This is a genomic window from Sporosarcina sp. P1 (assembly GCF_002743155.1).
GTDB lineage: Bacteria > Bacillota > Bacilli > Bacillales_A > Planococcaceae > Sporosarcina > Sporosarcina ureae_B.
The window spans coordinates 47,791-70,367 of sequence record NZ_PDYS01000007.1 but is presented as its reverse complement, the minus strand read 5'-3'; the positions used below and the strand labels follow the sequence as shown (position 1 = coordinate 70,367).

The window sequence follows — 22,577 nt, the reverse complement described above, 5'->3', positions numbered from 1 at the left end:
AGCGAATCAGGTGAGGTTAGACGTCCAGCCGTTCTATAGTTTACGATTCTTAGAATGAGTTGCTTTCTCGTTATTTCGCTTATCCGGCTTAGGCTTGCTTTCCTATTCACACAAGCTGTTATATTCGCTACTTCTCATTTTTTGAAACATGTTAGTATGACTGATATTAATGGAAATTCGCCATATACCCAATACCGATACTTCTTCTACAATAAAAGATTATTATAGTAGGACTTCCAAATCCCTCAAATCACCGATTTTATATACCTTTTATCGTAGATGGAAGCCAAGTCACTAAATTAGGGAATATAACGATTATTGTTAAAGTAATTAGCGCTATTAATACCATATAAACAGAACCTCTAAATACATTATTAATTGGTTCTTTCGAGATGGAGCTTACAACAAAAGCATTCACTCCCAAAGGTGGTGTAACTAGGCCAATTTCAACCATCATAATGACTAAAATCCCAAACCAGATTGGATCATAGCCTAATTCTATTATTACTGGAAAAGTTAGCGGTAATGTCAATAGTAGAATTGCAATTGCATCCATAAAGAATCCCAATATTAAATAGACAAATAAAACGAGTATTAATATTCCAATATTCGGAACATCCATTGTTGTTAAGAAGGTGATAAAACTTAGAGCCATGCCTGTAATTGTTAAATAATAACCAAAAACCATAGCTCCTATTATAATCGAGAATATCATTGTAGTCGTTCTTATTGTGCTAATTAAACTTTCATAAAAATCCTTCAAGCTTAGCCTTTTTGTTAAAAAACCTAAAAGTGCGGAGGCACCTGCACCGAGTGCGGCAGATTCTGTAGCCGTCGCAAATCCACTATAGATTGAGCCAATCACAACGAGCAGTATTATAATAACTGCCCATAAATATTTTAACGAATATATTTTTTCCTTCCAGCTAAATGAGAAACCTACCGGGGCCCACGCTGGATTTGTTTTCGCTCTAAGATATATACCTAGAGAAAGCAATAGTGTTAGCAAAACCCCTGGAATAATCCCGGCAATTAACAACTTTCCAATAGAAGTTTCCGTTTGAATACCATAGATAATCAGTCCAATACTTGGTGGAATTAATCCCGCAATCGTACCACCAAACGCTATGATACCTGTCGACATAATACGGTTGTATCCATGTCTGTCCATTTCAGGTATTGCGATTCGAGACATTGCAGCCGCAGTTGCCGTAGTAGATCCTGACATTGTCCCCATCAATGCACAAGTTAAAATCGAACTGATTCCGAGTCCGCCCGGAAAATGTCCTACCCATTTGTTGGAAGAGTCATATAAATCTTTTGCAAATCCTGATCTTGATAAAAATTCAGCCATTAAAATGAATAGCGGAATTGTACTCAATGTAAAGTTAGCAACGGCTCTGTATGGGGTAGTTGTTAATACACTAAATCCTGAGTCAATGTCTATAAGAAACAAACCAATCGCACCAGCTGTTAAAAGTGCAAATGCGACTGGCATGCCTAGCAACATGAAAAGAATTAAAAGAAAAAGACCAACAATCTCCATATCACCCCTCCTTTACTCTTCCAAAAGTTAAACTAAATATAGTAAGCATTAACCGAATGACAAATAAAAATGAGCCAATCACAACAATTAAATATGCTGGTGCAATTGGTATACTTAAGGCTCCTATAGTCATTTGATTTAAACTTAGTGCGGTTGTCATTTGCTTATATGCTTTTAATCCGATAACGATAAAGAAAAATGTGACTACTAACTGAAGAATAATTTCATTTATATTTTTAAACCTGCCTCTAAAGTTTTTACTTAATAAATCAACCCTTATATGTTCCCCCGCTCTAAATGAATCGCTAATCCCAAAAAACACAATAGCGACCATAAAAAACCCTTCAACTACTTCTAGTACACCTAAAATCGGATGATTGAAGAAGTGTCTTAATATCGTATCGGCAATAATGACAGTCATCATCGTTAATAATATGAAAGCCGCAAAGAACATTGAAAATCTTTCTAAAAGTGTTACAGTTTTCTCAAAAAAACTAATTTTATTTTTCATCATACATGCAACTCCTTTTCGAAAACGATAAAAATTTATTACTTCTTTTCATCCTCAATGTTTTTGATCATTGACACAATAATTTTTCTACTAAATTAGTTGGTTTCATAATTCATACACTTCATCTTGAAGACGTATGTAAAATCATTCAAAGGTGTACCTTTTATTTTGTTATTATCCCTGTTGGTTATAGTGGAAAGCGTTCGTTTGGAGAAAAAATCAATATTAATTGGATGATATAGATTTAAAGGCAACTATAAAATCGACTAAAATATAAAAAGTGAGTAATTTATTTTTCACCTATATTGCAATATTAAGTTAGCCACTTAGATAAATTTTATTGTATTTATGGATGGTAATGTTTTCCATAACCCTTTTAAAAAGGTTTTGATATGGGTCTTATTTCAGAGTTGCTACGCCAGTTCGGCTAACTCTTCATTAGAAAGAACGGCTGGCTGTTGGTAGTCCAGAATCTTCCTGGGGTAAGTTATTTAGCGTCTGATAAATACGTTGGATGGATTCAGCAGAATAATCTGAACCCCCCTTAGGAATTTACCGTCTAATAAGGCCATTGTGACGCTCGTTTGATCCTCTTTCACAAGGGAAGTATGGAGGACAAATTTGGTGGACACCATCGGCTTGTCTATCCAGTCGGATTGATTATCGGCAAACCCTACTAAGGCATCGGGAGACCAATCGTGATCTGTGATCTGTTCACAGGCAAAATCAATAAACTCTCCGGTATTCAGTAGCTTACTTTTAGCATCACAGTTGAGCCGTTTTCGTTCGTAACAGTCTGTCCAGTTTCAGCGAAGTAGGCTGTATAGGATGTGCGGCCCTCTTCAGTTGTGTTGTCGCACCACGCTTCAACTCAGTAGCATTCGTTTGGTGGGCACGTCCTAAGCGTCTTCCAATGTCTCGGTTAGAAAGTTCAGTATTATGCAGGGCAGCAATTTGACTTCACTCAAAAAAGCTAAGTGTTTATTTTTATGGTATTCTCAGTGTGTGCCATTATAAGACTTCCTCTCATTGTTTGTTTCGCAACTTCAATGATACACGAAATTTTATAATGGCACTTTTTTGAATTTAGAAGGCTAACTTGATTCTACAATTGGCCCTCACTTTTTTCTGGGATTTCCTTAATATTTATTTAAAAACTCTTTAAACAGATCTAACGTTTCTTGTGAAGATATAGATTCATTTTCTTGAATCCATTTTTCCTGAACTTCTTCGTTAACATGTGCAAATTCTTCTTTGTCGATTTCTATGAACTCTACAATCCCTTCTTCTGATAACCCTGTTATTATTTCTTCATCATTTTCTATCGAAACAGTTATAAATTCCTCCAAAACTTCATCTGTTGCTTGTTGCATTTTCTTCTGCAAGTCTTCAGGAATCGAGTCCCACTTCTCTTTATCCATTAAATAAAAAACTAAAGTTGTTCCTCCGCCTGCACCTAATGTCGCATAGTTTAGGACTTCATCAAGCTTATAGGAGGTGATACTTGCTGTAGCCGATAAAGTCGAATCAATTGTCCCTCTTTCCAATGCTTCATATTGCTCAGCTGTTGAAATTGTAACTGGCGTTGCCCCTAATGCTTCTATTTGAAGATTTGCTGAACCGCCTTGAGATCTAACTTTCATACCTTTTAAATCTTCAATTTGACTGATTGGCTTTTTCACACTCCAGAACTCATAAGTGCTCGTCGTATATCCAAAAATAGGCACAACATTATTTTTCAGAAAGTCATGATTTAATACTGGGTCACTATTTATCAGTTCAAAAGATGCTAAGCTTCCTTGCCTAATATTATCTACTAAACCAGGTAGCGAAGCTACACTAGACAGTGGCATTTTCCCCGAAACATAAGCTTGCGGAACATTAACAATATCCGCTGCTCCTGTATTTACCAAATCCAGTGAGTCACTCGCTTTCCCTAATTGTTCACCGGGATAATACTCAATTTCCACTTTGCCTTCCGTTAGTTCTTCTACTCTATCTATCCACACTTGTTGCGCATTGACAGATGAAAAATGATTCTTTGGCATATAGTCAGCGAATCTTAGTTTAATAACATCTTGATTATCAGAACTTTTTTCCTCATCGGTATTCCCACAAGCAGATACAATTGATATGACTGATACAGCAATTAATATGTTAATTAATATTCTTTTCATCATTTTCCCTCCTATATCATTGTTTGTATAACAAACCTTGTATTAATCAACACTAGCACTAGATCTCAATATGAAGTTATAAAATAAACTGAAAATCTGGCTAGAATTGGAGAACGAACCGACCTTAGCTTATACGGGAAACTATTTATTCTGAATAATTTTTGCGTTTTTTTACAACAATAAGAATTAATCCAAGATAACTAATGCATCTAACGCAACGACACCTTTTTCTTTTACAATCAATGGGTTGATGTCTAGCTCATTAATTTCTGGTGTTGTGATACCTAGTACAGATAAATCACTAATTGCTTTCGCCAATGCATCGACATCTAACTTCGGACTATTTCTATACCCGTTTAATAAAGGAGTGGACGCTAATTCATTTACCAAGCTTTTCGCATATTGTTCAGAAATCGGACAGATTCCAATTGCAATATCCTTTAAAATTTCTGCATTTACTCCGCCCATTCCTATTAAGATAGACTGACCATATTGAGGATCGGATTTTAATCCTAATATCATTTCCTGCCCACCTTTAACCATTTCAGCTATTAGTACACCATCGATATGAGCGTTTGGCGCCAATCTAGTCACGTTCTCCATTAATTCATCATAGGCTAAACTTAAAGCTTTTTCATTTTCAATATTAAGCTGAATCCCTTTTACTTCCGTTTTATGTTTAATTTGCTCAGAAACAATCTTCATAGCTACAGGAAAACCTATACTTTCTGCAGCGTTAATCGCAGCTCCTTTACTTACTGCTAATACTTCATTTGGAACTTCAATCCCCACTTTTCCAATAAACTTTTTACTATCATATTCGTTCAGTACTCTTTTTTTAACTATTATATCTTTGCTCCTCTGCGCTTCCTTTTGATTAGGATTAAAATCAACTTCTACATGACTACTTACAAAGTTTCCATAGTTTGAGAAGTGAGTTAAGGCAGTCACCGTATTTCTTATACTTCTGAAAGGAACTAGTCCCCCTTTTTCTAAAATGTCATATCCCCCATCTTCTCTACTACTCATCCAAATTGGGATAATCACTTTATCCGTTTTCTTCTGTAAATTAACAAGTGATTCAGCAAGTATTTTAGTGGAATTTCCATAGTCTGCGTTAATTGGCTCAATGACAATATCAATATTATCATCTTCCAATATTGGGATCATACTATCTTCATGGATTCTTTCATCTACTAAAAATGATGCGGTTAAATCTACTGGGTTATTATAAGAAGCAAACGGTGGTAAGACTTCTTCTAATTTTTTTATGGTCGATGTATTAAATGAGGGTAGGTCTAATCCATTTAAACCACAGAAGTCTGCCAACAAGGAACCACTTCCTCCAGATCCCGTTACTATTGCTAAACCTACATCTTCTCTTATTGTACATCTAACAAATAGTTGTGATGTTTCTATAAGCTCATCAATATCGTTGACTCTTATGACTCCGAATTGTTTACATAAAGCATCAAAAACTTGATCTGAACCCGCCAATGAACCTGTATGGGACAGCGCTGCTTTTCTGCCGAGTTCACTTCTCCCTACCTTTAAAATTACAATTGGTTTACGTTTTTTAAGTGCTAGTTTCGCTACTTCTTTAAATTTCTCTCCATCTTTAATCCCCTCTGCAACGGCAGCAATTACTTTAATCTTAGGGTCATGAATCATATAGTAAATGCAATCTGATAAATCTAGGTCAATTTCATTTCCTGGCGAAAAGAAGTAACCAAAGCCAATCCCTCTTTTCTGTCCTTGTAATGCAGTTCTCCCTAACCCACCGCCTTGTGTAACTAATCCAATACTCCCGCCTAACGTATCATTTACATATCCCGGAGAGAATGTCATTCCTAATCTTCTATTTAAATCGGTTAACCCCGGACAATTTGGTCCATAAACTCTAATATTCGTATTTTTAATAACAGCTTGTAATTCATTTTGTAACTTTTGACCTTCCTCCCCTACTTCATTAAAACCAGAACTCATAATTAATGCAAAGGGAATCGTATGGTCTGCGCACTCTTGGACAATTCTTGGAACAGCATTAGCCCTAACTAAAATAATTGCTACATCGATTTGAACACCTTTAATTTCACTAATGCTTTTATAACATCTACGATTAAATAACTCATCATATCGATCGTTAACTAAGTAGACATTTTCCTTAGAGAAATTTGATTGTTTCACTATATTTTCATATGTGTTTTTCCCGTGAGAACCATCCCTACTCGAAACACCAATAATTGCTATATTTGTCGGCTGAACGAGTCTTGTTAAATCTGTAAACATATTCCTTAGCTCCTTTCTTTCATGTGAAATTGAGTGTAAGCGCTTTTAAAAAATCATATACGTTCCCCCCATTGCAACGGGAGTTTATAGCGGGTTTTTAATGAGGGAATTATGCTCTCCTACTGTTGGAACATCCGAGTTACTTCTCACTTCGAAACTTGTAAATTTCACAGGATGCGTAATAATAAGGTTATCACTATTTTCGTCCTTTTTTATAATGCCTCTATATGCCAAATGTGGGTCCTCTAATAATTCTTCGATAAAATTAACAGGAGCGCACGGTATATCCTCTATTATCATTAATTCCAACCATTCTGAACGGTTCTTTAATAGAAACTTCTTATTCAAAATAGCATTTATTTCATCTGCATGTTCCATTCGATTATGCCAACCTTCGAACTTCTTATTCGACTTCAACTTTTCTACATTTAAAACGTCACATAATTTATGCCAAAAGTGTTCTTCAACACAGCCGATTGCAATATATTTATTATCTTTCGTTTTATAGGCACCATAAGCTCCTCTCCCCATAAAATTTTGTTTGGAAGGATTGTTACGATTAACGTACTCATTAATTCTAGGTGCCATTAGAGAGAGTGCACAATCTGTCATTGAGACATCTATATAAGTACCTTCATTTGTTTTCTCTCTCAATAATAAAGCAGCCAAAACAGAATTAACCGCATACATAGCAGAACCTAAATCAGCAACTTGTATACCACCTGCTGCCTCTGGTTTTCCTTTTGGATCTCCACTAATACTAAGAATACCTGATACAGCTAAATAATTTATATCGTGACCTGGCAGATTTCTATACGGTCCTTCTTGTCCATAGCCCGAAATAGAACAATAAATGATGCGCGGATTTATTGTCTTCACTTTATCTTTTAGAAAACCCAATCTCTCCATTACGCCCGGTCTAAAACCTTCGATCATTACGTCACTTTCTTCTATTAGTGCAGAAAGCTTCTTTTTGTCTTCATTATTTTTAAGGTCAAGTGTAATACTTTTTTTACCTCTGTTAATTGCTTCAAATAACCCTGCTACTTCTCTTGCTCCATCCCCTATCCCCGGTCTCTCTACTTTTATAACTTCTGCACCTAGCTCTGCAAAGATCATTGTTGAAAAAGGTCCTGGAAGTAAATTAGTTAAATCCAAAACCTTGATTCCTTCAAGTGGTAGCAATTCAAATCCCTCCTTCCTTTTAAGTAAAAGCAGAAATCCCTAAAAGCTCTCTTCCAATAATAAGTTTCTGTATTTCATTAGTTCCTTCAGCAATCGTGAAATATCGTATATCTCTATAATATCTCTCTACTGGAAACTCTTTTGTATAACCATATCCTCCGTGAATTTGTAAAGCATCTTCTGCGACTTTTAAGACATTTTCTGTAGAGAAGTATTTTGCCATCGAACATTCTACCTTACATTCTTTCCCTTCATCTAATAGATGACTAGCTTGTAAACCGAGCAAACGCATTGCATTTGTTAAAGTGACCATATTACTAATTTTTTCTTGTATTAGTTGAAAACCACCGATTGGCTTGCCGAATTGCACTCTTTCTTTTGCATAAGTAATTGAAGCATCTAGACTCGCTTGTGCAATACCCGTTGAAATAAAAGCAACCATCGCTCTAGCACTATTCAAAAATTTAAGTCCTTGTCTTAAGCCGTCTCCTACTTCCCCTAGTAAATTTTCTTTTGGAATTTCACAGTTATCAAATGTTAATTCTGCAAAAGGACAACTCAATGTTCCCATTTTCTCTATTTTACTTGCATAATAACTCGATTCACTTTTCTCTACTATAAAGGAAGCTATTCCTTTATTTCCTTTGTCTTTATCTGTTTGGGCAATAACAATTCCAACTTCTCCCTCTATTCCATTTGTAATAAACATTTTCGATCCATTTAATACCCACTTATCTCCTTTGAGCACTGCCCGTGTTTGTATACTGGACGCATCTGATCCTACATTTGGTTCAGTCAATGCAAAGAAACCGAGCTTTTCTCCCTTTAATAATGGCGGTATAAACTTTTTCTTTTGTTCTTCCGATCCATATTCATAAATATGCGTTAAGACAGAATTAGTAATTCCAACTGTTGCCCTCAACGATGGCCAAACTCTTGACAACTCTTCTATCATAATAAAATAAGTTGTATGATTTAAACCATAGCCTCCGCTACTCTCTGGTAACAAACCGCCTAAGAATCCAAATGGTACAAGTTTCTGTACAATATCCGTTGTAACGGGTTTTCCTTCATGCTCGTATTCATTAACCATTGGACTAATTTCCTTATCCAAAAACTTTTTAACAGTATTTTTAATCATTAACTGTTCTTCATTTAATGTTATACTCATTTTATTCCTCCTATCTTTGATAAGCTTCAATTAACATCGGCGTAGTCCCCTCTTGTAGAAGGTCACCGTTTTGATTGATTACTTTCCTCTTAAAAAATACGATTCCCTTTCCGCCCTGACTTGTCTCTCTTTTATCGGCAATTTCAATTTCCAAGCGAATTGTGTCATTAATTTTAATCGGTGAGATAAACTTCCAAGAATCAATTCCTAATAATGCTAATAACGTTGGACTCATTCTTCCGTTTAAATCTGTTCTTGTAAAGAGTCCTGAAGCTATGACCATACCTAACATGCCATGGGCTATTCTTTGTCCAAATATGGAGTCTCTCGCATACTCTTCATCTGTATGTAAAGCATTATAATCTCCTGAAAGACCTGCAAAATTTACAATATCCGCCTCAGTAACCGTTCTGGATGGTGAAAAATAAACATCCCCAACTTGAAAGTCTTCATAAAACAAAGTGTCTTCTCTCACATCAATACCCCGTTTTCTATTTTTTTAGAATGGTTATCGTACTATTTGGTCCCGCTCCCATCGCATGTGTTAATCCCATTCTGGGATTATCTACTTGCCTTTCTCCCGCATAACCTCTTAGCTGCTGCACAACTTCATAGATTTGAGCTAGACCTGTTGCTCCTAATGGATGTCCTCTTGAAAGTAAGCCTCCATCCGTATTGACAGGTAATTTCCCGTCTAAATCAAAATAACCTTCTCTAAGCAATTGTGGAGCTAACCCTCGCTCACAAAATCCTAACTTTTCAATATCCCATAACTCTCCTGGACTCATACTGTCATAAGCTTGTACAATATCCATATCCCCTGGACCATACCCGCTTGTCTCATAAGCCTTTCTCGCGGACAGTTCAACTAACCCTTCTTCTGGAGAATATTTAACACTTGGAACAATCCCAGATTGATAAATTGCTTCTCCGTAAACACCTGATGTTAAGACAGAACACACTACTTCTATCCCTTTTCTTTTATTTTTCAGCCTGTTTTTATTTACTAAAACAGATGCAGTAGCTCCATCAGCTAAAGGACAGCAATTTAGTAATCTTAAAGGCGTGGCAATGATTCTAGAGTTCAAAACCTCTTCAATTGTCACTGTTTTTTGAAACCGTGCGTTTGGATTTAGCGATCCATTTTTACGATTCTTCACACTTACCAATGCGAAATCTTCTTCAGTCGCGCCATATTCTTTCATATATTCAATCGTTTCTAATGAATAATTTGCAGGTTGGACATTAAAACCCATTTCTAGTTGCCATTTCGGGAAAGCTGTGCTCGGTATCGGTCCACGTGGCATTTTTTCATAGCCAAATGCCAACGCAACATCGTACTCACCTGATTTCACAGATTGATAAGCGAGTTGAAAAGCGGTAGCCCCACTAGAACAAGCATTTTCTACATTAATAATGGGAACTCCATTAAAACCAAGCTCTTGGACTACACGATGTCCTGAACCTGTTCCTTGATAAACACTTCCACAATAAATAGCTTGAACTTCATCCCATCCTAATTCGGAATCTCGAATCGCTTCAATAATCGCCTGAGCGCCTAATTCGTATGATTCAATATTTTGAGATACACCCCACTTTGTTGTGCCGATCCCAGCAACCCAAACTTCTTCACTCAATAGTTTTCCCCCCTCTTTCTAATTCCCCGTCAAATATCGGAGAGAATTTATAAGTTAAAACAGATGTACCTTCTTCTTCGTATAATGGTTCGATGATTAATTTAGCGTTTTGACCAATCTTCATATTTTCCCATTCCGCATCTTGAAACAAAGCAAGAATATTAATCCCTTCTGGCAGTGTTACTACTCCATAACAATATGGAACTTTCCCCTTATAAAACTCTCCTGTTGGTCTTTCATTAATTATCGTAAAAGCTTTAATTACCCCTTCTTTACTAAGCTCCACTTCCGTTAAAGCGCTTTCATAACAATTGGGACAGAAGTTGTTTTTCTTTTCAGGAAACAATAACTCCCCGCAATTTCCACATCTACTCCCGATTAATAGTGGACCATTTGCTGTATCTCTCCACATTCCATCTTTTACTGCAATCGTTTCATCTGAATCGAACATAATAATTCTCCTCCTTGATTAGCCAAACCTACCACCTGTTACATGTAACAAGTCTCCTGTGACATATGAAGCATCGTCGGACGCAAGAAATAATACCGCATTCGCAACATCTTCGGGTAAACCAACCCGCTGAAGAGGTGTATCCTTTTTCTGTAATTCTTTGATTTTTTCATATTTCGGATGATTTCGTAATGCTGCTGTTTCAATCAACCCCGGTGCAACCGCATTTACATTTATATTATTTCTACCTAACTCTTTTGCGAGTGACTTTGTTAAACCAACAATACCTGCTTTAGCCGATGAATAGTTTGCTTGGCCAGGATTTCCTAAATGAGCACGTGAAGAAATGTTTACAATCTTCCCGTATTTTTGTTCCATCATCGAGAGTGAAGCGTACTTTGAAAACAAAAATGTACCTTTCAAACATACGTCAATAACTTCGTCCCAACTCTCTTCTTTCATATCGTGGATTTTCGCATCTTTTAAGATCCCTGCATTATTTACTAAAATATCGATCTTATCAAATTGAAGAATTGCCTTATTTACAACATTCTGCACATCCTTTGCATTAGATACATCCCCAACAATCGACGTTACCTCGCCACCTAACTCTCTCAATTCTTCTACTGATGATTTGCATGTAGCCTCGTCAATATCGGTAACAACCACTTTTGCTCCTTCTAAAACGAGCTTTTTTGCAATCATCTTCCCTATTCCACTTCCTGATCCTGTGACGATTGCAACTTTATTTTTGAAACGCATATTATTATTCCTCCTATATAATTTTCGTGTTATTGTGAATATTTACCCTATTTAAACTTTAATGTATTTGTATTAAAGTTTATATGGCAAAAAAGCATATAATATTGATTTCTTTATGTGAACTATCCACAATGACCAAAATATTAATTGGCTATTTTTTCGTTAACTCTATGGATTTAAGGAGGCTTTTGTCCCTAACTTAAAAGAAGGACTTAAAGGAATTCGTTCTAAAAAGCATTGCAGAGGGAATTGGAGCTCACATCTATTAGCTATTCATAAATTAGTCGTCGATTAATCGATTTAAATACAGCTGATTTAGCTGATTCACTTGGTCGATTAGGTAGACGTTATTGGGTACTTCAACGACATGCGAGAGACAAAAATTGGGGGCTGGCGCGAAAGAAATATTCAATTTCTCTTACGTGTTCGAAAGACGTTTCTTGTAGAATTCATCAGAGTTTATAAATCTACTCTTCCCCATTTGAAGCGAAATGATTTAGTTTCGATATTGACACGAAAAGAAATTTGTAGATATATAGAATTAGTGGACGAAGAAGGAACCACGTTCCACTTACTCACAAACCGGATTGACTTAAGTGAAAGTGAGATATTAGAGACATATAAGAATCGTTGATATATCGAATTATTTTTCAAATGGATTAAGCAGCATTTGAAAGTACGTCACGTGTTTAGCCATTCACCAAAAGGCATTTGGAATCAAATGTTTATCACGCTGATCACGTTCCCATTGATTGAAATTAATGCGATTAATTCAACAACAGCGTAAATCAATTTGGGATTTTCTTCGGATGATATGCCATTATGTTTTTCTACCAATCAGTTAGTTACTAAAGTCTTGTAATCAGCGTCTGAAGAAAAGTAAAGGACGGCAAAAGCTCCCTGAATGTATTCCCATCACGATTAAATTTGGAGAGAACTACGGCATTTTTTTGCCCAAGACTAAAGATATTTTTTGAACAAAAAAATATTTCCAAAAAAACAAGCTATTATTAAATAACTAATTTTTATATATGTTAATCATCAAAAAGCGTCAACACCGAATCTTTGGAGTTGACGCTTTTTCTTTAATTTATATGGGAATGGTCTTTCCCCTATTAAATTACCCGAATTGCGTGGGAACCTGGTACTCGCAAAAAACAAGTATCCTTTTCAAGAAAACTCTCTATATAGAGCATAAGAAGTACAAAATGAGTACTCAATCACACTGATCTCTAGGGGGGCAATGATATGAAATTACTAATAAACGAAGATCCGATCCCATTATTACCATCACTGGCCATGAAAGTTGGATTAAACGCTGCGCTATTTCTACAACAACTGCACTACCGCTTGAACATTTCAAAAAATATACGGGATGGTCATAAGTGGGTGTTCAATACGTACGACGACTGGATGGAAGAATTTCCGTTTTGGTCGTTGAATACGATCAAACGGATTACGTATGACTTGGAACAAAAAGGTTATTTGATTTCCACTTCGAAGCATAATAGGATGAAAATCGACAATACGAAATGGTATCGAATCGATTATGAACAGCTACCTTTTTCCTATAAGCCAAATGAGATACCGGCTAACCCAACATGGGATGCGACACCACCCCAACATGAGTCGACTGCCAACCCACAATTGGACGCCGTGCCAACTCACACTGAGACGGTGGCGTATCCCACTATGGGACGGCCTATTACCAAAGAACTTAAGAATATAAAAAATAAACCCATTGTCGAGAAGAATCTCGACGTCGCACATTCTGTGATTCAGTACTTGAATGACAAAACCGGAAAACAGTTCAAACCCCAATCCGCGGCCACCCATAAATTCATCAACGGGCGAATTAAAGAAGGCTATACACAAGAAGATTTCATTCGTGTCATTGATCTAAAGACCAAGCAATGGTTGAACCGCCCTGAATTCAGCGCATTCCTGCGACCTTCCACGTTGTTTAACGCAACGAACTTTGAAAACTATGTCAATGAACTAGTAACGCCTAAAAAACCGAAAAGACACTTACCCGTTGCACCCGTGCTCGACTTCAACAAAGGTGATGAGTAAGTGTTGTATAGTATTCTAGTGGATAAGAGTTACCCGAATTATGTGGGAATTGCGTGGGGACCTGGTACTGTATCGAGTGTTACCCGAATTGTGTAGGAATTGTGTGGGGACCTGGTACTGTACCGAGTGTTACCCGAATTGTGTGGGAATTGTGTGGGGACCTGGTACTGTATCGAGAGTTACCCGAATTGCGTGGGAATTGTGTGGGGACCTGGCACCGATTCAAATAACCCCAATCCCAAGCAAAATACCCAGCACAAACGAAATAACCCAAAGCGTCCATACACCTAAACTAAACTTGTGAAATTGTCGCTTCGCTTTTTCATCGCCTTTGTTATAGACCCAAATCGCCCATACCAAGTGAAAAGCCATTAATACAAGTGCGGCACCACCCGTAATTTGATGAAGTCCAAATGTCGAACCTCCGTCTTGCGTAGCAATTCGGTTCATAAGCGTAGTGCCGATCGTATCGAATATCAGCCCACCTACAAAGAATATTAGATGTTTAAATTGAATCGTACCACTGATTTTCTCACCGAATACGCCAATACTATATAAAATGAGAGCGACTACCATTGCAGACGATGCAACCATTAATAATGTACTCATGTTCTTCATCTCCATTCATTCTGTATAGTTATATCCTATACGGCGAATATGAACAGAAGATAAACTATTTCGAAATATTGAAACTATATTTTCAACTCTATCTAATTGCCAAGTAATTGTGTGAGAATTGTGTGGGGACCTGGTACCCTGGCTGTTTCATTATAGAAAAAACTTTTAATACGAACACAGCCGCCACTTTAAAAATGGCGACTGCGTTTAATATATGTTGAATTGTAGAAAAGGCATATGCGTAAAAAACAGCCATACATGCATTCAATCCGAAATGACATATTAAAATAATTTATTCAACGTTAATTTGAACGCTTCCAACGTCTTGTCAATTTCTTTCATTCCATGAACGGTAGATAGACTATAACGATTGAGAGGCTTTGTATAAACTCCCTTAGTTAATAAGTGATAATCAATTTCCTTTCGTAATGCGAAATTAGATTCTTGTAAATCTCGATAATTATGAACGTTCTCTTTCTCTGTAATAATAATATTGAAGATTGACCCCATACCTATCGTTTGTACATTAATTCCTTTTTGTGAAAACAAGTCACAAATTCCGGATTTTAATTGTTCTGTACTTTTGAAAACATGTTGAATTTCTTCTTCAAGCACATCAATCGTCGCCAAACCGGCCGCAAGAATAGTAGGATGTCCATTGTAAGTACCACTATGGAATAGCACATCTTTTGCTCCCGATTTTTTGCTTTGACTATTATCGAAAACATCTGAAGCTGCCGTAGGTGCGCTCATTTCCATTATTTCTTTCTTACCACCGATAATTCCTACTGGGAACCCTCCACCAACAACTTTCCCCAACGTTGTCAAATCGGGTGTAATACCGTAAATCTCCTGTGCTCCACCCAGTCCCAAACGAAAGCCTGTCTTTACTTCATCGAATATTAGAAGAATGCCTAGTTTCTCAGTAATTACCCGCAAACCATCCATAAATTCCTGTTCAGCAGGAATGAATCCACCCTGTATTGGCTCTAAAATAACAGCCGCGATTTCATCTTTATGTTTCGTTAAAATTTCTGTTGTTGCTTCCAAGTCATTAAAAGGCAATATAACAGTATGTTCCTTGTGATAAGGATCTACACCTTTTGACTCCGCAATAGCATTCGGTCTCTTTGCCGGTCCCGCTTCGTTAACGGAAGGATTCACACTAAGTAAAACCTGATCATACCCTCCGTGGTAGTGACCTTCAAATTTTGCGATTTTATACTTTTCTGTATAAGCATATGCCATCCGGATGGAAAGTAAGGTTGCTTCTGTTCCTGAATTCGTATAGCGCAGCTTTTCAATACTTGGATACAATTCTTTAATTTTCTGCCCCATTTTGACTTCCAAATGGTGTGGGGTGCCAAATAGTAACGTTCCCTCTTCTTCAAGCTGGTTACGAATTCCTTCTAATACTTTAGGATGTCCGTGACCTGTCATCAATGCACCATAGGATAGAAGATAATCTATATATTCGTTTCCATCCAAGTCTGTCAGGTATGCACCAGAACCTTTTTTCATTATAAGTGGGTACGGTTCAAAAAATTTAATATTCGCAGTGACACCTCCTGGCATAACTTCCTTTGAGGTTTTCGAAAACTCCAACGACTTAGGGGTCATTTTTTTATACTCTTCAATTCCGGAAAGAACTTTATTTTGCGACATAGTTTTCACCCTTTTAGAATTTTTTATTTCATTTTTTATATAAATGAAATATTTATTTCAACTATACATAACCCAATGGATATTGTAAACAAATAAAAAGATTATTTTAACTATTTAATACAAAGAGTTTTATTAATATATTGTCAATATGAAATAAATAATTTTTACATTCTGTTTTATGAAATAAACATTGCACATTAAGCGGGATTAGAATATTATGAATACTACAACTAATTTAGAGGAGGAAATAAAATGCAAAAAAGAACTTTTATAAATGTAATAGCAGGTACAGCATTAGCTAGCAGCTTACTATTGTTTGGCTGTAGTTCAGACAAAAGCTCTTCAGAAACATCAGCAAAAGAACCATCAGAAAAAAAGGTATTGATAGTAGGGACAGACACTAGTTACGTACCTTTTGAGTTTTTAGATCAAGAATCAGGTGAGTACGTTGGATTTGATATTGACTTATTGAAAGCGGTTTCAGAAGAAGCTGGATTTGAATATGAACTTAAACCGATGGATTTCACAGGTATTATTCCCGCACTTCAAACGAAAAATTTAGACTTAGCTATCGCTGGAATTACTATAAAACCAGAACGTGAAGCGATTATTGACTTCAGCGCACCGTATTATGATGCGGGAACTGCTATTCTTGTCAGAGAAGATGAAACCGAAATACAAAGTGTAGCCGATTTAAAAGGTAAAGTTGTTGCCACAAAACAAGGAACATCCAGCTATGATTATGCATCTGAAATTGAAGGACTAAAAGACTTAGTACCCTTCCCCAACATAGACCAAGCCTATATGGAACTTGAAAAAGGTTCTGCAGATGCTGTCATTTTCGATTTACCAAACATTCAATATTACATTAAAACGAATGGACAAGGTAAAGTGAAAACAATAGGTGATTTACTTGAAGGTCAATCATTCGGAATTGCAATGCCTAAAGGCAGTGAACTAAAGGAAGATGTTGATAACGCTTTAACAACATTGATGGAAAATGGAAAGTATGAAGAATTGTATAAAGAATGGTTTGGAGAAGCACTACCTAAAAAATAAGATCGACCAACAGAGAGTATATAGTTATTTCTACATTACGTTTATACAAAGTTAGTTGAAAGGAGTGATAGTTTATGAATACTGGTTTCACACTGGACTGGTCATTTGCAATTGAAGCTTTGCCTTTTTTACTTAAAGGAATGAAATATACCGTCCTCATTGCAATTGTCGGTATTTTGATTGGTTTCATCATTGGTATAGTCGTTGGATTAGGGAGGCTTTCCAAAAGTAAAATCCTCTTTAGTTTATCCACTGTCTATGTAGAAATTATACGTGGAACCCCAATCATGGTTCAGGCACTTTATATTTATTTTGCATTACCGTTGATGTTGGGCATTAAAATTGACCCACTTGTAGCTGGTGTCGTAACTATCGCACTGAACGCAGGTGCATATATTGCAGAAATAGTTCGTGGAGCAGTTGAAGGTGTAGATAATGGACAAATAGAAGCTGGAAGATCCCTTGGTCTTACAAAACTTCAAACTTTATACCGGATTACATGGCCACAGGCATTTAGACGAATGATTCCGCCATTAGGCAATCAGTTCATCATTAGTCTCAAAGATACATCTTTACTAACAGTAATTGGAGTAGGTGAACTTACGCGTCAGGGAACGATTGTAGTTTCTTCTAACTTCCGTGCCGTTGAAGTGTATACTGCAGTTGCAGTTTTATACTTAGTGCTCACTCTCTCCATTTCAATAGGTTTACGTTTTGTTGAAAGGAGGTTGCATGTTAAATGATACAAGTGAATGATTTACATAAATACTACGGTGAATTAGAAGTATTGAAGGGTATTTCATGCGATATTAAACCTAAAGAGGTAATTTCAATAATCGGACCATCCGGCTCTGGAAAAAGTACTTTTCTTCGTTGTTTGAATTTATTAGAGGAAGTTACATCAGGTGAAATTCTGATCGAAGAGGTTTCCCTAACTGATAAAAAAACAAATATTAATAAAATACGCAGTGAGGTGGGCATGGTGTTTCAACAATTCAACCTCTTCCCCCACATGACCGTTATTGAAAATATCATATTAGCTCCCATGATCGTTAGTAAAAAAAACAAGGCAGATGCCCATGAAAATGCTATAAAACTACTTGAAAAAGTGGGTCTTGCCGACAAAGCAAATGTATACCCTGAGAAACTTTCCGGTGGTCAAAAACAGCGTGTCGCGATTGCACGCAGTCTTGCAATGAATCCGAAAATCATGTTGTTCGATGAACCGACTTCAGCCTTAGATCCTGAATTGGTAGGCGAAGTATTAGAAGTGATGAAAGATCTAGCTAAAAGTGGAATGACTATGGTGGTTGTAACACATGAAATGGATTTTGCCCGTGACGTATGTGATCGTGTTATATTCTTCGACCAGGGTATCATTATGGAGCAAGGTCCTCCTGAAAAGATATTCACTAATCCTGAAAATGAACGAACAAAATCTTTTTTACGTAAAGTGTTATAACATAATAGAAAAAGGAAGTGTTTGGATTGGTTAAAGTGGCTGCCCTGCAAATGCATTCAAAGCCCAATCTTAGGGAGGAAAATATAACTCAAGCAATGGCTATGATTTCCGAAGCTGCAAGCCAAGGAGCAAAGCTCATTGTATTGCCCGAACTATGGATAAGCGGCTATTATTTATCAACAGAAGAATTTACTGCTTTTGCTGAAACACCTCAAGGTAAGACAATATCTCTTTTCCAGGAAGCGGCAGCAGAACATAACATCTTACTCGTCGTTCCATTCGTGGAAAAAGAAGGCGGTAATATTTACATTTCCACCGCTGTAATTGAGAATACAGGCGAATTATTAACCACCTACAGGAAGTCCTTCCTCTGGGGAAGAGAAAAGAACCATTTCGCAGCAGGTGAACGAAAATACAATGTTATTCACACATCTATTGGCAATATCGGTATTCTAATCTGCGCAGATATTGAGTTCCCTGAGCCAAGTCGGATTTTAGCTTTACAAGGAACACAACTTATTATTTGCCCTTCTGTCTGGAGTATTCCAGCGCAATCTAGATGGGATATCCAATTACCAGCTCGTGCATTAGATAACACAGTGTTTGTACTTGGTGTAAATACAGTCCACGAAGGTAGCTGTGGTAAAAGTAAGCTCGTCGCACCAAATGGAGAAGTCCTAACTGAATCGCCTTCTGACGAGGAACACATCCTGATTTATGATATGGACCTTTCCCTCATCAGTCAAACGAGAAGTGTTGTCCCATATCTCGATGACTTGGATCGCAGCTTACTACCAGGCAAGGATCCAATCGTTAATTACTAAAATACAGCTCAAGGATTTGAACGAGTATGAACAAAACAAATGTTTTTCAACATGTCGCTGAAAATATTACTCAATTAAGCAAATCGCATAGAAAAATTGCGAACTATATATTAAAAAACGTTAATACTGTACCCTTTTTCAATGTAGCAGAATTGGCTGCAAAAGCTAGCGTAAGTGAAGCTACCGTTGTGAGGTTTGCCACAGCACTGGACTACTCAGGCTATCCGGAATTGCAAAAGCAAATGCAAAACTCCGTCAAGGAACAACTAACTACAACCGAACGGCTTAAGATGTCTTCCAATGTGTATGACGATAAAGAGCAGGCAATCTATGACATTTTCAATGATGATATTAATAATATAAGGGCGTCTCTAGAGTCTTTGGATATTAAATCCTTTCATAAAGCTGCCGATCTTCTTCTTAATGCAAATAAAATCTATATTTCTGCAAATAGAAGTACGGCTTCACTTGGAATATTCTTGCACTATTATTTAAATATCATTCTGGATAACTCTGAAATACTGGGTTCGTTTGAAATTATTCCTGAACAACTTCATTCACTCACTAGCAAAGATGTTGTGGTCGGGATAAGTTTTTCACGTTATTCCAGCAGTACAATTAACACTATTGCGTTTGCAAAAGAGATGGGAGCCAGTACTATTGCGATTACTGATAACTTGTTGTCTCCCCTTCTGCCCTATTCGGATATTACATTGACTGCTTCCAGTGATATGCCATCGTTCATCGATTCTTTCACAGCACCTTTAAGCTTGATTAATGCTCTAATTGTCTATTTAGGTAAAGAACGTGAAGAGAATGTTGAACAACGGCTCAATCAAATGGAAGACATATGGGGTAAGTTCGGAGTCTTTTATAAAAGAGATTTGTCGAATGATTAACATGAGCGCAGGAATAAACAAGAACGTACAAAGGTTTGGTGTACAGGCATCTTGAAACTACTTAATTACTTAGTGCGAATGTACAAATTCTTAGTAAAGCAAAAAGAGTCTTCTGATGATGAGTTTCTCAGTCATCAGAAGACTTTTCTTTTTGCAACTCATTAAGTGCATACATGAGCCATTTCGTTTCCATAAGCTCAGGTATAGGGCCTTTGCAAATAATGCGCTGAATATGTTTATATTACTTAAATAACTGCCATTTACGATGTTTATGAGTATCATAAACATTATTTTATTTGCTTTGCTCTTCATTACGAATACAGAGACAGTTACATTTGTATTGGCAATACTGAGCAAAAATGGAGACTTGTATCCCGACAAAAAAGTTAAAGCAACGTGGGGAATTTATATGGCCATAGTGATAAGTCTTCTACTAGTAACAGGCGATTTGTCCATTATTCTAACGTTGGCGATCATCACCTTGTTCCCACTAACTATATGTGGCAACATGGTACCTACTTTTGCCGCCAGTATCGACAAACCTTCCAAGTAGACTAGCAATCAAAAAAACCCATGTCCATGAAGACATAGGCTGCACATAATTTAGTTTATTTACCCATCTTAGAAACGAATGTCTGCAAAACCTGTGAAGTCTACGTCTACAGGAATAGAATCCTCCACCATCAAGTCACGTAATGCAGTTAATGTAATGGATACATCAACATCTAATAGCTCTTCATCGTCATAGTCAGCTTTTAAAGAAGGGACATTCCTAACAACATATAAACTATCCTCAATTTGCCAATGAATGTCTTTCTTTAGCAAAGTTGTTTCCCGGTCCATTGACTGAACCTCCCTGTTTATGATTAGCATGTGAAGTCTCCCCTTTCATTAAAACTGCCCTTACGTCTATGATTTTAATCATCTACAATTACTTATCCAGCAATTCTTGGTTCATTTAACTTACTTCTTATTTTGTTTTTGCACTATTTTACGTCGAAGTTCAGCCATTTGATCTGTTTAATTTTCATCCTGGCAAAGACTTTGAGTAAGGGATAATAGATATCTTCTTCCGCGTACAAATCTAAAGCTGATTGGCAGTACAATCGTGCGTTTCCTTCGTGCCGTTAATGGGTATGCTAGTGAACTATGCCCTATAAACTGGGCTTTCAAAACATTGTCTGTGTCCGTTAGCCATTGAATGGTCTCTATTACTTTGGGCAATTTGTTAGAACCTGTCTTTTCTAGCATTCTTTCATGAGAATGCATTGTGATTACTACTTTTCTATGCTTATAAATTCATCGGCAGTTTTGCCAAAGATAATCCTAGCTTTAAATAGTAATACCCTGCTCATCTGTGTAGTTGTAAGATCAGATAGATCAATGCCTACACGATCTTCTTTCATCAACTTATATCTAGTACATACAGAAGCTATCTCATTAATCTCCACTATTTGATGATTTTCAAGTGAGAGTATCTAAAAAACTCTATACTATTAGAAAGAACTACTAGGCTCAGAAAATGCCAGTACTTGCGATACATCCTTACCGGTTACCCGGTAATCAGATCTCTCATGTTCATGCGCATACTTCTTGAACTACTCCATTCAATCCAGTTCCATACTATAGTTCCTGTCACTCGTATCCCGATTAATCAAATACGTCGCAGACTGCGGACTCTCACATACCATCAGTGACTCTGTCCTTCTGTCCATTGCGTGCTTCAGCCTGCAAGCCCGTACGTATTTGCCTTCAAAATTTGTATACGAAATGTTTGCAATAAAGTATTCACCATTATCGAACATAACACGTGTTTGTTTTTTATTCAGACGATGATAGCTGTGGATTCGTTGCAATGCAAACCATGCGCAATCTGGTCGAGACGGTGAGTAAAGGGGAAACCAATACATATTCAGCTTCTCACTGACTATAACGGGTATCATGGCGAATCTTCCGCCTAAAATGACACGTGATCCATCCCACGCACCGCGCAAACTGGATCCATGGTAACGAATGTTTTGGTCCACTAAATCTGTTGGCTTGAAATCAACCTGTATCAACTCTTTGTTTTCCATCACCACTGACTGCAGTTTACCTACCTCATTGTACATAGGATAAATCATGCATGTTGCTTTTGTCATCATAAAGTTCGTTTCGACTTTCATTGTGTTGCCTCCTTTTTTCTTAATTGCTTTTGTAATCAATAAAAAAAGAGTATACTATCTATAGATTGGTAGCATACTCCAAT

Annotated in this window: 22 protein-coding genes; 7 read left to right on the top strand and 15 right to left on the bottom strand. The window is 36.9% G+C overall.

Annotated features, from left to right (window positions below; translation table 11 throughout):
* Positions 1-259 precede the first annotated feature (259 nt).
* From CSV73_RS08975 to CSV73_RS08925, 11 genes are all read right to left on the bottom strand, one after another.
* Positions 260-1,546 (bottom strand): TRAP transporter large permease, encoded by a 1,287-nt coding sequence (locus CSV73_RS08975; RefSeq protein ID WP_085132790.1) that lies wholly within the window; start codon positions 1,544-1,546, stop codon positions 260-262.
* Position 1,547: 1 nt separating this feature from the next.
* Positions 1,548-2,060 (bottom strand): TRAP transporter small permease, encoded by a 513-nt coding sequence (locus CSV73_RS08970; protein WP_099627271.1) that lies wholly within the window; start codon positions 2,058-2,060, stop codon positions 1,548-1,550.
* A 762-nt stretch (positions 2,061-2,822) separates the two neighbouring features.
* Positions 2,823-3,002 carry a helix-turn-helix domain-containing protein gene (locus tag CSV73_RS16895; RefSeq protein WP_369802580.1) on the bottom strand — a complete coding sequence of 60 codons (180 nt, stop codon included), beginning with the start codon at positions 3,000-3,002 and terminating at the stop codon, positions 2,823-2,825.
* Positions 3,003-3,196: 194 nt separating this feature from the next.
* Positions 3,197-4,234 (bottom strand): TRAP transporter substrate-binding protein, encoded by a 1,038-nt coding sequence (locus CSV73_RS08960; protein ID WP_158232324.1) that lies wholly within the window; start codon positions 4,232-4,234, stop codon positions 3,197-3,199.
* 186 nt (positions 4,235-4,420) lie between these two features.
* Entirely contained in the window at positions 4,421-6,523 is a 2,103-nt protein-coding gene (locus CSV73_RS08955) for an acetate--CoA ligase family protein (RefSeq protein WP_099627270.1), read from the bottom strand.
* An 84-nt stretch (positions 6,524-6,607) separates the two neighbouring features.
* Positions 6,608-7,708, bottom strand: a complete 1,101-nt coding sequence (locus CSV73_RS08950) for a CaiB/BaiF CoA transferase family protein (RefSeq protein ID WP_158232323.1) — start codon at positions 7,706-7,708, stop codon at positions 6,608-6,610.
* A gap of 19 nt (positions 7,709-7,727) precedes the next feature.
* Positions 7,728-8,879 carry an acyl-CoA dehydrogenase family protein gene (locus tag CSV73_RS08945; protein ID WP_085132784.1) on the bottom strand — a complete coding sequence of 384 codons (1,152 nt, stop codon included), beginning with the start codon at positions 8,877-8,879 and terminating at the stop codon, positions 7,728-7,730.
* A gap of 10 nt (positions 8,880-8,889) precedes the next feature.
* Positions 8,890-9,354 carry a MaoC/PaaZ C-terminal domain-containing protein gene (locus tag CSV73_RS08940; protein WP_232319153.1) on the bottom strand — a complete coding sequence of 155 codons (465 nt, stop codon included), beginning with the start codon at positions 9,352-9,354 and terminating at the stop codon, positions 8,890-8,892.
* A gap of 16 nt (positions 9,355-9,370) precedes the next feature.
* Positions 9,371-10,516, bottom strand: coding sequence for a thiolase family protein (locus tag CSV73_RS08935; RefSeq protein ID WP_085132782.1), 1,146 nt, complete (start codon positions 10,514-10,516; stop codon positions 9,371-9,373).
* On the bottom strand, positions 10,509-10,967 hold the full coding sequence (locus CSV73_RS08930; protein WP_085132781.1) for a Zn-ribbon domain-containing OB-fold protein: 459 nt from the start codon (positions 10,965-10,967) through the stop codon (positions 10,509-10,511). Before CSV73_RS08930 ends, CSV73_RS08935 begins: the two co-directional genes overlap by 8 nt.
* Before the next feature lie 18 nt (positions 10,968-10,985).
* A complete protein-coding gene (locus CSV73_RS08925) occupies positions 10,986-11,729 on the bottom strand; it encodes an SDR family oxidoreductase (protein ID WP_085132780.1) in 744 nt (247 codons plus the stop codon).
* Positions 11,730-12,977: 1,248 nt separating this feature from the next.
* Here CSV73_RS08925 and CSV73_RS08920 point away from each other — a divergent pair.
* A complete protein-coding gene (locus tag CSV73_RS08920) occupies positions 12,978-13,802 on the top strand; it encodes a conserved phage C-terminal domain-containing protein (RefSeq protein WP_099627269.1) in 825 nt (274 codons plus the stop codon).
* A gap of 222 nt (positions 13,803-14,024) precedes the next feature.
* Here CSV73_RS08920 and CSV73_RS08915 read toward each other — a convergent pair whose 3' ends face one another.
* Positions 14,025-14,411: an HsmA family protein gene (locus tag CSV73_RS08915; protein ID WP_099627268.1), complete on the bottom strand. Its 387-nt coding sequence runs from the start codon at positions 14,409-14,411 to the stop codon at positions 14,025-14,027.
* 291 nt (positions 14,412-14,702) lie between these two features.
* Entirely contained in the window at positions 14,703-16,085 is a 1,383-nt protein-coding gene (locus tag CSV73_RS08910; RefSeq protein WP_099627267.1) for an aspartate aminotransferase family protein, read from the bottom strand.
* Between the two features lie 252 nt (positions 16,086-16,337).
* On the opposite strand from CSV73_RS08910, the gene glnH reads away from it, so the two are divergent.
* The 6 genes from glnH (at position 16,338) to CSV73_RS08880 (ending at position 20,882) form a co-directional block, all read left to right on the top strand.
* Entirely contained in the window at positions 16,338-17,144 is an 807-nt protein-coding gene (gene glnH / locus CSV73_RS08905) for a glutamine ABC transporter substrate-binding protein GlnH (protein ID WP_099627266.1), read from the top strand.
* A gap of 74 nt (positions 17,145-17,218) precedes the next feature.
* Complete coding sequence (locus CSV73_RS08900; protein ID WP_085132774.1) at positions 17,219-17,887, top strand: amino acid ABC transporter permease; 669 nt, start codon at positions 17,219-17,221, stop codon at positions 17,885-17,887.
* Entirely contained in the window at positions 17,884-18,606 is a 723-nt protein-coding gene (locus CSV73_RS08895; RefSeq protein WP_099627265.1) for an amino acid ABC transporter ATP-binding protein, read from the top strand. The genes CSV73_RS08900 and CSV73_RS08895 overlap by 4 nt, the downstream gene beginning before the upstream one ends.
* Before the next feature lie 35 nt (positions 18,607-18,641).
* The gene (locus CSV73_RS08890; RefSeq protein WP_233189623.1) at positions 18,642-19,430 is read left to right on the top strand and encodes a nitrilase-related carbon-nitrogen hydrolase; all 789 of its coding nucleotides are present in this window, start codon (positions 18,642-18,644) and stop codon (positions 19,428-19,430) included.
* Positions 19,431-19,456: 26 nt separating this feature from the next.
* Positions 19,457-20,329: a MurR/RpiR family transcriptional regulator gene (locus CSV73_RS08885; protein WP_099627264.1), complete on the top strand. Its 873-nt coding sequence runs from the start codon at positions 19,457-19,459 to the stop codon at positions 20,327-20,329.
* Positions 20,330-20,594: 265 nt separating this feature from the next.
* Positions 20,595-20,882, top strand: a complete 288-nt coding sequence (locus CSV73_RS08880) for a BCCT family transporter (protein ID WP_099627263.1) — start codon at positions 20,595-20,597, stop codon at positions 20,880-20,882.
* A gap of 68 nt (positions 20,883-20,950) precedes the next feature.
* Here CSV73_RS08880 and CSV73_RS08875 read toward each other — a convergent pair whose 3' ends face one another.
* On the bottom strand, positions 20,951-21,172 hold the full coding sequence (locus tag CSV73_RS08875; protein WP_099627262.1) for a hypothetical protein: 222 nt from the start codon (positions 21,170-21,172) through the stop codon (positions 20,951-20,953).
* 764 nt (positions 21,173-21,936) lie between these two features.
* A complete protein-coding gene (locus CSV73_RS08870) occupies positions 21,937-22,494 on the bottom strand; it encodes a competence protein ComK (protein WP_099627261.1) in 558 nt (185 codons plus the stop codon).
* Positions 22,495-22,577 lie beyond the last annotated feature (83 nt).

Coding starts and splice junctions, on each gene's coding strand:
- CSV73_RS08970 (WP_099627271.1), bottom strand. CDS start 2,060: ATGATGAAAAATAAAATTAGTTTTTTTGAGAAAACTGTAACACTTTTA.
- CSV73_RS08895 (WP_099627265.1), top strand. CDS start 17,884: ATGATACAAGTGAATGATTTACATAAATACTACGGTGAATTAGAAGTA.
- glnH (WP_099627266.1), top strand. CDS start 16,338: ATGCAAAAAAGAACTTTTATAAATGTAATAGCAGGTACAGCATTAGCT.
- CSV73_RS08945 (WP_085132784.1), bottom strand. CDS start 8,879: ATGAGTATAACATTAAATGAAGAACAGTTAATGATTAAAAATACTGTT.
- CSV73_RS08915 (WP_099627268.1), bottom strand. CDS start 14,411: ATGAGTACATTATTAATGGTTGCATCGTCTGCAATGGTAGTCGCTCTC.
- CSV73_RS08875 (WP_099627262.1), bottom strand. CDS start 21,172: ATGGACCGGGAAACAACTTTGCTAAAGAAAGACATTCATTGGCAAATT.
- CSV73_RS08975 (WP_085132790.1), bottom strand. CDS start 1,546: ATGGAGATTGTTGGTCTTTTTCTTTTAATTCTTTTCATGTTGCTAGGC.
- CSV73_RS08920 (WP_099627269.1), top strand. CDS start 12,978: ATGAAATTACTAATAAACGAAGATCCGATCCCATTATTACCATCACTG.
- CSV73_RS08960 (WP_158232324.1), bottom strand. CDS start 4,234: ATGAAAAGAATATTAATTAACATATTAATTGCTGTATCAGTCATATCA.
- CSV73_RS08925 (WP_085132780.1), bottom strand. CDS start 11,729: ATGCGTTTCAAAAATAAAGTTGCAATCGTCACAGGATCAGGAAGTGGA.
- CSV73_RS08910 (WP_099627267.1), bottom strand. CDS start 16,085: ATGTCGCAAAATAAAGTTCTTTCCGGAATTGAAGAGTATAAAAAAATG.
- CSV73_RS08880 (WP_099627263.1), top strand. CDS start 20,595: ATGTTTATGAGTATCATAAACATTATTTTATTTGCTTTGCTCTTCATT.
- CSV73_RS08885 (WP_099627264.1), top strand. CDS start 19,457: ATGAACAAAACAAATGTTTTTCAACATGTCGCTGAAAATATTACTCAA.
- CSV73_RS08955 (WP_099627270.1), bottom strand. CDS start 6,523: ATGTTTACAGATTTAACAAGACTCGTTCAGCCGACAAATATAGCAATT.
- CSV73_RS08870 (WP_099627261.1), bottom strand. CDS start 22,494: ATGAAAGTCGAAACGAACTTTATGATGACAAAAGCAACATGCATGATT.
- CSV73_RS08900 (WP_085132774.1), top strand. CDS start 17,219: ATGAATACTGGTTTCACACTGGACTGGTCATTTGCAATTGAAGCTTTG.
- CSV73_RS08930 (WP_085132781.1), bottom strand. CDS start 10,967: ATGTTCGATTCAGATGAAACGATTGCAGTAAAAGATGGAATGTGGAGA.